Genomic DNA, 14709 nt, shown 5'->3' with positions numbered 1-14709 from the left:
GAGTCCTCCACCACGGCCACCGTGAAGGCCACCACGATGACGATGACCGCCGCCACCACCCTCATCACGTTCCCCCCTCCGGTCACCCCACGCCGTTGTACTGCGGATCGGTTGTCCGGGATCGGGGGTCCGGGGACGAACGACAAAGCGCGGACGCGGCAGCGCGCCGGCAGCGGCCTGTCGGTGCGCCGGCAGCGCGGCCGGACAGGGTGATCGGCATGGATGAGGCAGTGGTGATCGTCGGCGCGGGTCCGACCGGTTTGACCCTGGCGTGCGACCTCGCCCGGCGCGGGGTGCCGCACCGGGTCGTCGACCGCGACCCGGGCGCGTTCGTCGGGTCGCGGGGCAAGGGGTTGCAGCCCCGGACGCTGGAGGTGTTCGCCGACCTCGGCGTGGTGGACGGCGTGCTCGCGCACGGCGGGCCGTACCCGCCCGTGCGGGCCTACCTCGGGCACGAGGTGGTGTGGGAGCGGCACATGGCGGAGGTGTCGCCGCCGCGCCCCGACGTGCCCCACCCGAACGGCGTGATGCTGCCGCAGTGGCGGACGTGCCTGCTGCTGCGCGAGCGGCTGGCCGAGCTGGGCGGCGAGGTCCGCACCGGCGTGGAGTTCACCGGGTTCGAGCAGGACGCGGACGGGGTGACGGTCCACCTGGGCGACGAGCGGGTGCGGGCGGCGTACCTGGTCGGCGCGGACGGCGGGCGCAGCACCGTGCGCGGGGGCATGGGCGTCGGGTTCGCCGGGCAGACCGACGAGGACTTCCGCCAGCTCGTCGCGGACGTGCGGATCTCCGGGCTGGACCGCGACCACTGGCACTTCTGGGGTGCGCCGGACGCGCCGGGCACGCCGCTGCTGGGGGCCTGCCCCCTGGCGGGCACCGACACGTTCCAGGTGACGACCTCGTTCCTGGAGGAGGCGTCGGTCGAGGGCGTCCAGGAGCTGCTGACGCGGGCGTCCGGGCGGGACGACCTGGTGGTGGAGGGCCTGGTCTGGTGGAGCTCGTGGCGGCCGAACGTGCGGATGGTGGACCGGTACCGGGTGGGGCGGGTGTTCCTCGCGGGGGACGCCGCGCACGTGCACACGCCGGCCGGCGGCCAGGGGCTGAACACGGGGGTGCAGGACGCCTACAACCTGGGCTGGAAGCTGGCCACCGGCGACGACGAGCTGCTCGACACCTACGAACAGGAGCGGCTCCCGGTGGCCGCCGGCGTGCTGGGCATCAGCAGCGAGCTGTTCGACCGGGCGGTGCGGGGCGGGGTGGCCGCGGTGGACCGCGGTGATCCGGCGCTCACGCAGCTCGGCGTGCACTACCGGCACAGCGCGTTGTCCGAGGAGCGCCGGGCCCGCCCCGGCGCGGTGCGGGCGGGCGACCGGGCCCCGGACGGGCTGTGCGGCGGGCGGCGGGTGCACGAGGTGCTGGCCGGGCCGGGGTTCGCGGTGCTGGCCTTCGGGGACGCCCGCTGCGACGGGGCGCACGTGGTGACCGACGCGCCGGCCTACGACGTGCGCGGGGACGCGCTCGCGGTGGTCCGCCCGGACGGCCACATCGGGTTGTTCACCGACCGGGCGGAGGACGTCGCGCCGTACCTGGCGCGCTGGAGCCGGTGATCTCGGCCCGCAGGGCGGGGTTGTCGGTGCCCCGGGCCCGCCGGGCGAGGTCGAGGAGGGCGAGCGCGCCCTCCTGGTCGCCGGTCGCCGCGCACCAGGCGGCGCGGCCCTCCAGGGCGGTGGCGCGCACCGGGCCGTCCGGGGCCCGGTGCGCGTGCTCGACGGCGAGGGCGTGCTGCTCCCCCGCCGCGTCGAGGTCGCCGAGCGCGGTGAGGGTGCGGGCGTGGTTGTCGTGCGCCATGGCCAGGAACTGCGGCGAGGCCGCGGCGGGGTCGACGGCCAGCGCCAGGTGGTGCCGGCGCAGCGCGGTCGCGGTGTCCCCGGCCAGCCGCGCCACCTCGGCCAGGCCGTTGTGCACGCGGGCGAGGGCGAGCGGGTCGTCGTCGCGTACGGCCTCGCGCTCGGCGCGCTCCAGGACGGCGCGCGCGCCGTCGAGGTCACCGGTGCGGGCGCGCAGCTGGGCGGTCTGCGCGCGCATGATCGCCGAGGCGGCGGGCACGTGCCTCGTCGCCTCGCTCACCGAGCCGAGCGCCGCGAGGACGTCGCCCCGGTTGGCCTGGAGGGTCGACAGGAACATCAGCGAGCAGGCCAGGCCGGTGTGGTCGCCGACCTCGCGGAAACCCCGCGCCGCCGCGGCGTAGTGCCGCTCGGCCCGCGCCCCGCCGCCCTCGCTGATCTCCGAGGCGGCGTACCCGTGCACCAGCTCCCCCGCCGCGCGCCGCCACGCGTCGGTCGAGGCGGTGAGCCGGTCGGCGATCGCGGTCAGCCGGGCGTGGTCGGTGTGGTCGCCGACGCACGCGGCGAGCAGGGCGGCGGGCTCGTCGCGGCGGGCGAGGTCGTCCAGCAGCCCGGGGGTCGGGTCGGTCAGGGCGCGCGCCAGGTCGCCGTCCACCCGGGCCGCCCACCGCCGGGCCTCGTCGAGCCGGCCGCGCACCAGCCAGTACCAGAGCCTGGCCGCGAACAGCCGGGTGGCGAACGGCGGGCGGGACATCGCCAGGTCGAGGTTCGCGCCCTCGGCGGTGAGGCGCTCGCCCCACACCTCCTGCGCGGGGCCGCGCAGCAGTGGTTCGGCGCGCTCGGCGAGGTCCGCGTAGTGGGCCGCGTGCCGCCGGCGGACCTCGTGCCCCCGGTCGGGCACGACGCCGGACTCGCCGCCGGGCACGACGCCGGGCTTGCCGGCCGCGTACTCGCGGACGGTCTCCAGCAGCCGGTAGCGGCCGTCCACCTCGACCACGAGCGACTTGTCCACCAGCGACGACAGCTCGTCCAGCGAGGCGCCGGTGACGTCCTCGACGGCGTCGGCGGTCGCGCCGCCCGCGAAGACCGAGAGGGCGGCGAGCAGGGCGCGCCCGGGCTCGTCGAGCAGGTCCCAGCTCCAGTCGAGGACGGCGCGCAACGTGCGGTGCCGGGCCGGGGCCGCGCGCACGCCGCGGTCGAGCAGCCCGAGCCGGTCGCCGAGCCGCCGCACGAGCTGGTCGGGGGTGAGCGAGCGCAGCCGGGCCGCGGCCAGCTCGATGGCCAGCGGGAGGCCGTCGAGCGCGCGGCAGACGTCCGCGGTGGACGCGTCGGCGGTGAAGCCCGGTCGCACGGCGCGGGCCCGGTCGGTGAACAGGGCGACCGCCGGGTCCTCGGCCAGCGGCGCGAGGGGCCGCAGGGTCTCGCCGGTGATGCCGAGCGGTTCCCGGCTGGTCGCCAGCACGCGCAGCCGGGGGCAGCGGGCGAGCAGGTCGGCGGTGAACCCGGCGATGTCGTCCAGCAGGTGCTCGCAGTTGTCCAGCAGCAGCAGGGCGGCGCGGTCGGCGAGGAAGTCGCGGGGGTCGTCGGCGGTGTCGACGGCGGCGCGCACGGCGGCCGTGACGCCCTCGCCGGACGTGACGGGCACGAGGTCGACGAGCCAGACGCCGTCCGGCACGCCGTCCCGGAGGCGTTCGGCGGCCTCGACGGCCAACCGCGTCTTGCCCGCGCCGCCGGTGCCGGTGATCGTGACCAGCCGGGCCGGGCCGAGTGCGGCGACGACCTGCTCCAGCTCCCGTTCCCGCCCGACGAAGCTGGTCAGCCGGGCCGGCAGGGTGGAGCGCGCGGCGGTGGCGCGCAGGGCGTGCAGGTGGGCGTCGCGCAGTTCGCGGCCGGGGTCGGCGCCGAGCTGGTCGGCCAGCGCGGACCGGGCGCGCTCGTGGGCGGCGAGGGCGTCGGCGCGGTGGCCGAGGGCGGTGTGGGCGCGCACCAGCCGCGCGTGCAGCGCCTCGCGCAGGGGTGCGGCGGTGATCAGCTCCTCGATCTCGGCGATGAGCGCGGGCGTGGGGCCGGCGGCGAGGTCGAGGTCGATCCGCGCCTCGACGGCGCTCGCGCGCAGCCCGGCGAGGCGGGCGGCGGGGGCGGTGGTGAACGCGGCGTCCCCGGCGTCCGCGAACGGCTCGCCCCGCCACAGCGCCAGGGCGTCCCGGGGCCGCCCCTCGGCCGCGGCGCGGGCGAACACCTCGGCGTCGACCTCGTCCGGCGGGACGTCGAGCCGGTAGCCGGCGGGGTGCGAGCCGATGGCGTCGCGCCCGAGCGCCCGGCGCAGCCTGGCGACCAGCGACTGCAACGCCGCCACGGGGTCGGCCGGCTCGTCCCCGGGCCACAGGTCGGCGACCAGCCGGTCGGTGGTGACCACCCGGCCGACGTCCACGACCAGCCTGAGCAGGAGGGTGCGCAGCATCGTGCCGCCGAGCGCGGTGGGCGCGCCGTCCGGCCCGAGGACCTCCAGCTGGCCGAGCACCCTGATCCGCACGCGGCCATTCTCCCCGCCGGAGGGGCCGGGCACGTCGCCGCACCCGGCCCCGGTGGCCCGCTACGCCGACGCGGCGCGTTCCAGCAGCACCCGGTGGCGGATCATCCAGTCCGCGGCACGGGCTCGCCACGCCAGTGCCCAGAGCGGTCCCGGGTCGGTCGAGTCCGGGGTGATCCGGGCCCGGGCCGCCTCGGCGGCGCAGTCGCGGATCGCGAACTCGATCATCCTGGTGACCAGCCCGTCCCGTTCGGCCACCGCCAGGCGGTAGCCGTCGAGGAACAGCCCGAACTGCCGGGCGCGGGCGGGCGGGTCGGGCAGGCCGTGGCGGCGGTCGACGTCGGCGCCGTGCAGGCGGGCGTGCCACCAGGCGGCCGAGACGACCTCGTCGAGGCGGTCGACCGGACCGGCCAGGGTCCAGTCGATGAACGCCACCGGCCGGCCGTCGCGCGACACCGTGTGCCACGGCCCCGCGTCGCGGTGCCCGATGACGCTGCCGGGGCCTTCGTGGTGCATCCACCACGGCTTCCACCCCGCGCCGGTCGGCGGCACGAAGTCCGCCGTGGCGTCGTGCAGCCCGCGCAGCAGCGCGCCGACCTCGTGGACGGCCTCGTCCGACCACCCGTGCGGGTGGGCGATGACACCGTCGTAGTACGTCAGGACCTCGTTGCCGTCGACGTCGACGCCGTCGCCGACTACCCGGGGCGCGCCGGCGAAACCGACGCGCTCCAGGTGGCGCAGCAGGGCGTGGACGGTCGGGGTCCACGGCCCGGCGGGGCGCCTGGTGGTCCGACCGGACCGGACGACGTGGCTGGGACCTCCCTCGGCCGCTGTCAGCGGTTCGGGGGACGTTGCGGAAGACATGCTCGTGCTCCTCGTGCTCGACGTGGTGGGCGGGGGAACCGCCGGACGCGAGACGGGGCACCGGGTCGTCGGACGACGCCCGCGGAACGGGGGTCAGACCTCGGTGCGCTCGGGCGTCCGGGCGGTGGTGACCACATCGGTGGACTCGCGCGACATGTCGGCCCTCCTCGTTCGGGTGGGTGCACGCTAGCGGGGCGGCGCGCCGTCCCGCGACGGGATTTCCGCGCTCAGCCCTCCGGGAACAGGCCGAGGTCGGCGAGGTGGACCACCTGCCCGGTGTCCAGGGAGCGGTTGGCCGCGATGCCCACGCCGACGCTGAGCAGGCCGTCGCGCAGTCCCGCGCGGCGGCGCAGGGGGTCCGGGGTCGGCGAGGGGCGGAACACGTCGGCGAGCAGGTGGGCGTCGCCGCCGCCGTGGGCACCGTCGCCCCGCGGCAGGGGGACCTCCTCGGCCGGGGACCAGTGGGGTTGCCACAGGAGGCGTTCGCCGGCCGGGCGGGGGTCCGGCGCGGTCGGCCCGTGCGGCGCGGCACCGGTCCCCACGACACCGGGGTCGGCGGCACCGGGGTCCACGGCAGTGGGGTCGGCGGGCGGGCGGCCGACCACGCCCGCGGCCCCGGCGGGCGGCACGTGCCCGCGTTCCACCACGTCCAGCTCCAGCCGGCCCTGCGTGCCGTTGACCGCGACCCGGTAGCCCTCCCACGGCGAGTGGGCGTTGAGCGAGTAGCTCATCGACGCCCCCGAGCGGTAGCCGACGACCACCGAGAGGTTGTCCTCCGCGGTGATGCCGGCGCTGAACACGTCGCGGTCGCGCAGGTAGCCGTCGTCCGGTTCGGCCTCCAGGTAGAGCCGGCGCAGCACGTCGTCGGCGCGCAGGTCCAGGCCGAACGGGTCGTGCTCGACGCCGGGCGCGCCCGTGGAGCGCTCCGGGCGGGGGCCGAGGCCGCGGCGGGCGGCGTTGTCGGCGCCGTAGAACCGCAGGCCGCCCAGCGCGAACACGGTCCGCGGCACGTCCCCGAGCCACCAATTTACAAGATCGAAGTGGTGCGCGGCTTTGTGCACGAGCAGGCCGCCGGAATGCCGCTTTTCCCTGTGCCAGCGCCTGAAGTAGTCCGCGCCGTGCACGGTGTCGAGCACCCACTCGAAGTGCACGGAGGTGACCTCGCCGATCGCGCCGCCCGCGATCAGCCGGCGCAGTTCGGCGTTGCGCGGCGAGTACCGGTAGTTGAACGTCACGACCAGCCGGCCGGCCGAGTCGCGGGCGGCGTCGGCGATGGCCCGCGCGCCCTCGGCGGTGGTGGTCAGCGGCTTCTCCACCACGACGTCGCACCCGGCCCGCAGCGCGGCGACGGCGTAGCGGTGGTGGGTGGCGTCCGGCGAGGTGACGACCACCGCGTCCGGCCGCCGTTCGCGCAGCAGGTCGTCGAACCGCTCGGGCGCGTAGCGCGCCGGCGCGTGGCCGAGGACGGCGTCGTAGTACGCCATGCGGGTCGGGCTCGGGTCGCACCACGCCACCACCTCGCCGTCGTCGGCGTACTCGGACGCGAGGGCCTCGACGTACAGGGCGGCGCGGTGGCCCACGCCGACCACGGCGTAGCGGCGGCGGGAACCGGTGGTGTCGGCGGACAAGTGAGCTCTCCTCACGGCGCGGGGTGGAGTCCTTCGTGCCGGACGGTCCAGTCGGCGGGGAAGCCGGGGCGGGGCGGTGAGCCGTCCCACCCGGCGGCCATCAGGGCCACGGCGGCGAGCAGCCCGCCGTTGCCCGGCAGGTAGGCGGGCAGCAGGTCGCCCTGCCGGTTGTGCCCGTTGGGCAGGTGGTGGTTCTTGGGCGTGTCCATCAGCAGGGCGTCCACCGCCGTGCGCGGTTCGCCGAGCCGGGTCGCGGTCATCGCCACCGCCGGGAAGTCCCAGCCCCACGTACTGCCCCAGTCCCAGTCGGCCAGCACGTCGCGCAGGGTCGCGCGCAGCACCCGGTGGTCGACCAGGCCGGTGTCCGGGACGACGCCGAGCGCGTACAGCACCGACGGGTGGTCGTCGCGCCGCGTCCACGGCGGCGTGCCGACTGCGGCGTACCGGCCGTCGCGCACGACCGGCCGGACCAGGTGGTCGGCCACCGCGGTCCACCGGGGCTCCTCGGGCAGGCCCAGCAGGACCCGCCACCGCTGCGCGACCCGCAGCCCCCACGCCCAGTAGGCCAGTTCGAACGCGGGGTTCGCGGTCGTGGCGCGGTCGCGGTAGTAGGTCTCCTGCGCGGGCACGAGCGGCGGCCCCAGCGCGTGACCGGCGTCGGTGGCGACGGCGAAGTCCGCCATGAACGCCGCCGTCTCCAGCACGCACTCACCGTAGCGCTCCAGCGCGTCCGGGACACCGGCCCGGCGCACCAGCTCGGCGAGGTGGACCGGGTGCGGCTGCTGCCACACCAGGAACGGCCCGATCGGGCTCGGGCTCTCCCGCCCGTCCGGGCCGACCTGCTTGGGCCACCGCGCTCCCCCGCACCCCTGGGCGCGGGCGGTCGCGCGGGCGGCGTCCAGGACGCGCGGGTACCAGTCGAGGCTCCGGGTCAGCAGCTCGGGCCGGCCCCACAGCGGGAAGTGCGCGCCGTGCCACCAGTGCATCTCCAGGTGGAACCGGCCGCGCCAGCTGTTGCACAGCAGCCCGGTCTCGGCGGGCGGCAGGGAGCCCGCGCAGTGCACCGCGGTGAGGTACTGCGACAGCACGACGCGCCGTTGCAGCTCGGGGGCGCGCCCGTCGTCGGAGTCCAGCTCGACCGCGCCGCCGGAGGACCAGAACCGGGGCCACGCGCGTTCGGCCGCCGCCAGCACCTCGGCGAACGGGACCGGTCCCGCGTCGGGTACCCCGGCGCCGAACCCCGCGGTCAGCTCCAGCACCTCCCGGTCGGTGGAGACGACGAACTCGTGCGGTCCGGTCCGCCGCACGGCCGCGCCCGGCGCGTGGACGCGCACCGACAGCCGCGTCCCGTCCAGCTCGCGGTCGACGGCGAACCCGCCCGGCAGCCGGCGGAGCGTGCTGCGGTGCCGGTCGGGGTGGTCCCAGTCGGCGGCGTCGTGCCAGCTCTCCGAGCCGCGGGGGAAGGCGAACCGGACCCCGAGCCGGGCCTGCGCGGGCGAGGCCACCCGGAAGCCGAGCACGTCCCGGTCCGGGTGGCAGCACGTCACCACCCGCACCGGCACGCCAGCCAGCACGACGGCGCTGGTGATGGTCCCGCGCCACAGGTCCAGCCGCTGCCGCGCCCCCTCCAGCCGCCCGGGGTCCGGTGGCGCGCCGTCGACCAGCAGGCCGATCCGGGCCAGGTCGAGCCGGTGCGGGTTGGCCCGCAGCCACTCCTGCCCCGGCGTGGCCGCGTCGAAGTCGGCCAGGTCCACGTACGGCACGGGGCCCCGGGGCGTGTCGTACCGGCGCACGCTGTCGGCGAGGACCGGCGGCGGGGAGGGCGGGGGCGTGCTGTGCCACGCCCACTGGGCCATGGTGCCCAGCAGCGTGCCGCCGCCCACCGGGTGGGCGCGGGGGAAGGTCTGCAACCCGGTCACGTCGACCGTGCAGCACAGCTCCCCGTTGCCCACCGACAGGGGCGAGCGCGGGTCGAGGCCGGTCACCTCGACGGCGTGCCGGTCGACCAGCGCGCGTCGCTCGATCACCCGCGGCTCACCCGCCGATCGCCGCCGCGACCTCGTCGACGAACCGCCGCGCCGCCCCGGGCGGGCCGACCCGGTCGAACAGCACGTCGGAGTGGACGCGCTGGAGGATCTGGAGGGTGTCGGTCGAGCCGACCGGGCCCTGCACCAGCGCCGGGGTGGTCTTGCCGCTCACCTCGTCGATGAACGCGACCTCGGCCTCCTGGTCCTCGGTCAGCGACCCGGCGACGACGTCGCGGATCCGGGGGTTCGCCGGGATGCCCCGGTCGGTGCCGATGGCCGCGCCGGCCGCCGGGTCGCCGACCAGGAACGCGATGAGCTTCGCCGCCTCCCTCGGGTGCTCGCTGCGGGCGTTGACGGTGTAGAGCTGGGACGCCTGCAACCACATGCCCACCTGCTCCCCGGTGGACTCCCCCGGCGCGCGCAGCATCACCAGCGGCGCGCCGGACGAGGTGCGCAGGGCGGTGAGCCGGTTGCTCCAGTCGAACCTCATGCCCGCGAGGCCCCGGCCCACCAGCGTCTGCTCGGGCGCGGACACGGACACCTGCTCGATCGTCACGGTGGCCTGCGGCGTGGTACCCGCGTCGCGCAGCCGGGTCGTCATCCGGAACCAGTCCTCGACGCTGCCGGTGCTGATGCCGACCTTCCCGTCCGCGGTGTAGAGCCCTTCACCGCGCTGCTTGGAGAAGATCTCCAGCGCCTCCGGCGAGGTCGGGTCCTCCACGCCGACCGTGCCCGCCGGCGCGCGGTCGGCGACCTCGCCCGCGATCCGCTCGAAGTCGTCCCACGTCCAGGTGTCGTCGTCGGGCAGCGGCACGCCCGCCGCCCCGAACACCGCCGGGTTGGCCACGACCCCGTAGGTGTTCACTCCGGTCGGCACGCCGTACTGGACGCCGTCGAACCTCCCGTTGGCGACGGCCGCCTGGTCGAGGTCGGCGAGGTTCAGCTCACCGGCCACCCCGGCGAGGTCGAGCAGCGCGCCGCGACCGCCGTACTCGCGCGGGTAGACCCCGCCCATGGTGATCACGTCCGGCGCGTCGCCCGCCGCGACCTGGGTGGCGATCCGGTCGAAGTAGGCGCTGAAGTCGGCGTACTCGCCCTCGACCGCGATGCCGGGGTTCGCGGCCCGGAAGGCGTCGACGGCCTCCTGCGTGGACTGGGCGCGCTGTTCGTTGCCCCACCACGAGAAGCGCAGCTCGACCGGTCCGCCGTCGCCGCCCGACCCGGACCAGCACCCGGACAGGGCCAGCGCCGCGACGCCGACCAAGCACAGCACGGTCCTGCTCATGTCGCTCTCCTCACTTGATGCCCGTGGTCGCGATCCCCTGCGTCAGGTAGCGCTGCCCGGCCAGGAAGAACCCGAAGACCGGGGCCAGGCCGACCACCGACATGGCGAACAGCGGCCCCCAGGAGCTGCGGCCCTGGCCGTCCACGAAGGTGCGCAGCGCCACCGGGACGGTGTGGAGGTCCCGGTCGGTCAGGAAGATCAACTGGCTGAAGAAGTCGTTCCAGGTCCAGATGAACGTGAAGATCGCGGTGGTGGCCAGCGCGGGCGCGCACAGCGGCATGACGATCCGCCAGTAGATCCGCCAGTGGCCGCAGCCGTCGATGCGCGCCGCCTCGTCCAGCTCGGTGGGCAGCGAGCGGATGAACTGCACCATCAGGAAGATGAAGAACGCGTCCGTGGCGAGGAACTTCGGCACGACCAGCGGCAGGTAGGTGTTGATCCAGTCCAGCTGGGAGAACAGCACGTAGCGAGGCACGATCAGCACGTGCACCGGCAGCATGACGGTGACCAGGGTGAGGGCGAACAGCACCCGCTTGCCGCGGAACTCCAAGCGGGCGAACGCGTAGGCCGCCATCGAGCAGGTCAGCAGGTTGCCCACGACCGAGGCCACCGCGATCACCGCCGAGTTCCACAGGTACCGCTGGAACGGCGCGCCCAGGGCCGTCCAGCCCTCGGCGTAGTTGTCGAGCGTGAACCCGGTGGGCCACAACGACGGGTCGCGGAAGAGGGTGTCGGTCGGCTTGAAGGAGCTGGAGAGCAGCCACAGCAGCGGGTAGACCATGACCAGGCCGAGCACGACCAGCAGGGCGTGCCGCAGCGGGGCGGGCATCCGGCGTTCCCCGGGCATCCCGCGCTCCCCGGGTGGTTGGCGTTCTCCGGGTGGTTGGTCAGTCACCGTAGAACACCCAACGCCTGGCCAGCAGGAAGTTGAGCGCGGTGAGCGCCGCGACGATCAGCAGCAGGAGCCAGGCCAACGCCGAGGCGTAGCCCATCTGGAACGAGCCGAAGCCGCGTTCGTAGAGGTAGAGCGTGAAGAACAACGTCCGGTCCGACGGCCCGCCCGTGCCGCCGCTCACCACGAACGCCTGGGTGAAGTTCTGGAAGGCGTCGATGAGCTGGAGGACCAGGTTGAAGAAGGTGACCGGGGTGAGCAGCGGCAGCGTGATGTGCCGGAACCGGGCCCAGCGCCCCGCGCCGTCCACGGTGGCCGCCTCGTAGTGCGCCACCGGGATCTGCCGCAGACCGGCCAGGAAGATCACCATGGGCGCGCCGAACGTCCACACGTTGAGCACGACCAGCGTGCCCAGCGCCCAGTCCGGGTGCGAGACCCAGCCGACGCCGCGCACGCCGACCAGCGCGAGCAGGTCGTTGACCAGGCCGTCGGTGCCGAACATCTGCCGCCACAGGATCGCGACCGACACGCTGCCCGCGAGCAGCGACGGCAGGTAGTAGACCGAGCGGTAGAACGCCAGGCCGCGCACGCCGCGGTCGAGCAGCAGGGCCAGCGCCAGGGCCGCCGCGAGCTGGAGCGGCACGGAGACGAAGACGTACCGGAACGTGACGCCGAGCGAGGTGAGGAGCCGGTCGTCGCCGAGCATCCGGGCGTAGTTGTCCAGGCCGGTCCACCGCGGGGGCCGCAGCAGCGAGTAGTCCGTGAACGACAGGTACAGCGAGGCGAGGACCGGGCCGAGGGTGATCGTGACCATGCCGACGAGCCACGGCGCCAGGAACAGGTACGCGGCCCTGCCGTCGCGGCGGCGCAGGGCTCCGGCGCGCCCGGGGGTCCTCGCCACACGACCTCCTCGGCGTCGTCGGGGCGTTCGGGAAACCGCTTGCCCGATTTCCTGTCTACCATCCGGGGAGCACCACCCCGAACAGCTTCGAGAACTTGCGAAAACCCCCGAATTCCTTGCGGGAGACGAGATGGCGGACCTTTCACCGATTCGGGTCGACGGCGACCGGCTGGTCGACGGCTCCGGCGGCGCGGTGCTGCTCACCGGTTACGGGCTCGGCGGGTGGATGAACATGGAGAACTTCATCACCGGGTTCCCGAGCACGGAGTCGTTGCAGCGCAAGGCACTGCGCCGCGCGTTGGGCGAGGAGGGGTACCGGCGGTTCTTCGACCGGTTCCTGGACGTGTTCTTCGGCGAGGACGACGCCCGGTTCCTCGCCTCGCTGGGGCTCAACGCGCTGCGCGTGCCGTTGAACTACCGGCACTTCGAGTCCGACGACCGCCCGTTCGAGATCATCGAGGAGGGGTTCGCACCGCTGGACCGGTTGATCGACCGGTGTGCCGAGCAGGGGATCTACACGATCCTGGACCTGCACGCCCTGCCCGGCTGCCAGAACCAGCACTGGCACAGCGACAACCCCACGCACTGGGCGCAGTTCTGGGCGCACCGCCACTTCCAGGACCGGGTCGTGCACCTGTGGGAGGTGATCGCCGACCGCTACGCCGACCGGCCGGAGGTGGCGGGCTACAACCCGGTCAACGAGCCGGCCGACGCCTCGGGCGAGGTGATCGGCCCGTTCTACCGGCGGCTGGAGCGGGCGATCCGCGCGGTGGACCCGCGGCACGTGCTGTTCCTCGACGGCAACCGCTACTCCACCGACTTCTCCGTGTTCGACGAGCCATTCGCGAACTCGGTGCACAGCGCGCACGACTACGCGCTGCCGGGCATCGCGCGCGACGGCCGCTACCCCGGCGTAACGCGCGGCGAGCACTTCGACCGGGGCGCGCTGGAGCGGGCGTTCCTGCGGCGCACCGAGTTCATGCGGCGCACCGGGACGCCCGTGTGGATCGGCGAGTTCGGGCCGGTCTTCACCGGTGACGCCGAGGTCGACGCGGAGCGGTGCGCGTTGCTGCGCGACCAGCTCGACCTGTACCACGAGAACGGCGCGAGCTGGAGCCTGTGGACGTACAAGGACATCGGGGTCCAGGGCCTGGTGCGCACCCGGCCGGACTGCGGCTACCTGCGGCGGATCGCGCCGGTGCTGGCGAAGAAGGCGCGGCTGGGCGCGGACGCGTGGGGCGGTGACGACCGGGGCGTGCGGCACGTGCTCGACCCGGTGGAGGAGCTGTTCGAGCGCGAGTTCCCGGACTTCGACCCGTTCCCCTGGGGCCGCCGCCCCTGGCTGACCACGCTGGTGCGCAACATCCTGCTGGCCGAACCCCTGGTCGGCGAGTTCGGCCGCTGCTTCACCGGCGTGTCACCGGAGGAGGCCGAGTCCCTGGCCGACGACTTCGCCTTCGCCAACTGCCTCCCCCGCACCCCCCTGACCACCCTCCTCCACTCCCGCCCCTGACCGCGAGTCATGCGCTCGCGACCCGCGAGTCATGCGCTCGCGACCCTCGTGTCATGCGCTCGGAGAGAGCCGAATGTCGGACTCATGGGTCATGAGCGCATGACTCGCCGGTCATGAGCGCATGACTCGCGGGTCAGGCCCACGGGTCGACGGGGAGGACGTCGGTGCTGCGGCCGTCCGGGGTCAGCAGGCAGCCCATCCGCTTGACCGCGCGCAGCTCGATGGTGCGGTCGGTCACGACCAGGGTCGGGAAGCGCGTGGACAGCTGCTCCTCGAACCGCTGGCTGTCGGCCAACGAGCGCAGCCACAGGCTGATCACGAGGTTGTCCGCTCCCGTCACGGCCGCGCACATGCGGACCTCCGGCAGCGTCGCGAGCCCCTCCACCGCGGCACGCAGCTCGTGCGGCGGCACGCGGGTCCAGAAGCTCGCCGACACCGGCCACCCGGTGACGGGTTGCGCGGTCTCGCAGCGGAACGACAGGGTGCCCTCCCGCACGGCCCGGGCCAGTCGCCTGCGCGCGGTGGAGGCGCTGGTGCCGGTGCGCTCGGCGAGGTCGGCGACGCTGCACCGCCCGTCCGGGGCGAGTGCCAGGAGCAGGTCGCGGTCGGCGTCGGCCAGGACGCCCGCGGTGGGCGGTGGGCGGTGCAGGCCGGCGCGCTGCCCGCCGGTCAGCGAGTCGAACTGCCACGCGCCGCCCTCGGTGACCATGCGCGTCACCAGGTGCGTCCGGGTGGCGCGGACCCCGGTCAGGCCCAGCACCAGCGCGGACAGCGCCGCGAGGGTCGGCGTGAGGACGGTCAGGTACAGGTCGCGGCCGCTGCTGGCGATCGTCACGGACGCGATCTGCGGCACCCGGACCAGCTCGGCGATCACCCGTTCACGGGTCGCCGGCTCGCAGTCGACCTCGACGAACGCGAGGCAGCGGTGCCTCGCCCAGCCGGTCAGGCGCGGGTAGGCGACCACCCGGACCACCCCGGCCGCGGCCAGGCGGTTCCAGCGGCGGGCGGCCGTGGCCGGGTTGACGTCGAGCGCCGCGCCGATCTCGGCCCACGAGGCGCGCGGGGCGAGCTGGACGACGTTGACCAGGGCCCGGTCGGTCTCGTCGAGGCCGACGTCGAGGTCGGGCACGGAGGTGGCGGCGGGAGCCGCTGTGACCCGATCCTGCACCGGAGGCCCCTCACGTGGCGGTTTCGGGGGATTCCGGGCTCAGCGTAGACCCGATCC

General features: G+C 75.0%; 10 protein-coding genes. 2 read left to right on the top strand and 8 right to left on the bottom strand.

Translation table 11 applies throughout. From position 1 onward, the window contains the following. The first annotated feature begins 218 nt into the window (after positions 1 to 218). Entirely contained in the window at positions 219 to 1607 is a 1389-nt protein-coding gene (locus tag ACR807_RS03455; RefSeq protein WP_438919707.1) for an FAD-dependent monooxygenase, read from the top strand. Here ACR807_RS03455 and ACR807_RS03450 read toward each other — a convergent pair. The 7 genes from ACR807_RS03450 to ACR807_RS03420 all read right to left on the bottom strand — a co-directional run bounded on the left by ACR807_RS03450 (position 1555) and on the right by ACR807_RS03420 (position 11971). Beyond that, positions 1555 to 4377: an ATP-binding protein gene (locus ACR807_RS03450; RefSeq protein WP_438919706.1), complete on the bottom strand. Its 2823-nt coding sequence runs from the start codon at positions 4375 to 4377 to the stop codon at positions 1555 to 1557. The two genes, ACR807_RS03455 and ACR807_RS03450, sit on opposite strands and share 53 nt — an antisense overlap. Before the next feature lie 60 nt (positions 4378 to 4437). Then, positions 4438 to 5238, bottom strand: a complete 801-nt coding sequence (locus ACR807_RS03445) for a hypothetical protein (RefSeq protein ID WP_438919705.1) — start codon at positions 5236 to 5238, stop codon at positions 4438 to 4440. A 227-nt stretch (positions 5239 to 5465) separates the two neighbouring features. Next, positions 5466 to 6866: a Gfo/Idh/MocA family protein gene (locus tag ACR807_RS03440; RefSeq protein WP_438919704.1), complete on the bottom strand. Its 1401-nt coding sequence runs from the start codon at positions 6864 to 6866 to the stop codon at positions 5466 to 5468. 11 nt (positions 6867 to 6877) lie between these two features. After that, complete coding sequence (locus ACR807_RS03435; RefSeq protein ID WP_438919703.1) at positions 6878 to 8893, bottom strand: hypothetical protein; 2016 nt, start codon at positions 8891 to 8893, stop codon at positions 6878 to 6880. Positions 8894 to 8900: 7 nt separating this feature from the next. Next, positions 8901 to 10178, bottom strand: coding sequence for an ABC transporter substrate-binding protein (locus tag ACR807_RS03430; RefSeq protein WP_438919702.1), 1278 nt, complete (start codon positions 10176 to 10178; stop codon positions 8901 to 8903). A 10-nt stretch (positions 10179 to 10188) separates the two neighbouring features. Then, entirely contained in the window at positions 10189 to 11025 is an 837-nt protein-coding gene (locus tag ACR807_RS03425; RefSeq protein ID WP_438919701.1) for a carbohydrate ABC transporter permease, read from the bottom strand. 40 nt (positions 11026 to 11065) lie between these two features. Further along, a complete protein-coding gene (locus ACR807_RS03420) occupies positions 11066 to 11971 on the bottom strand; it encodes a carbohydrate ABC transporter permease (RefSeq protein ID WP_438919700.1) in 906 nt (301 codons plus the stop codon). A gap of 130 nt (positions 11972 to 12101) precedes the next feature. Between ACR807_RS03420 and ACR807_RS03415 the strand changes: the two genes are divergently transcribed. After that, positions 12102 to 13484: a glycoside hydrolase family 5 protein gene (locus tag ACR807_RS03415; protein ID WP_438919699.1), complete on the top strand. Its 1383-nt coding sequence runs from the start codon at positions 12102 to 12104 to the stop codon at positions 13482 to 13484. A 133-nt stretch (positions 13485 to 13617) separates the two neighbouring features. Here the strand turns inward: ACR807_RS03415 and ACR807_RS03410 are convergent, their stop codons facing one another. Further along, positions 13618 to 14652 carry an Lrp/AsnC family transcriptional regulator gene (locus ACR807_RS03410; RefSeq protein ID WP_438919698.1) on the bottom strand — a complete coding sequence of 345 codons (1035 nt, stop codon included), beginning with the start codon at positions 14650 to 14652 and terminating at the stop codon, positions 13618 to 13620. Between the last annotated feature and the right edge of the window lie 57 nt (positions 14653 to 14709).

It is taken from the genome of Saccharothrix sabaoui (genome assembly GCF_051756985.1).
Taxonomy (GTDB): domain Bacteria; phylum Actinomycetota; class Actinomycetes; order Mycobacteriales; family Pseudonocardiaceae; genus Actinosynnema.
This window is presented reverse-complemented; position numbering and strand designations above follow the sequence as displayed.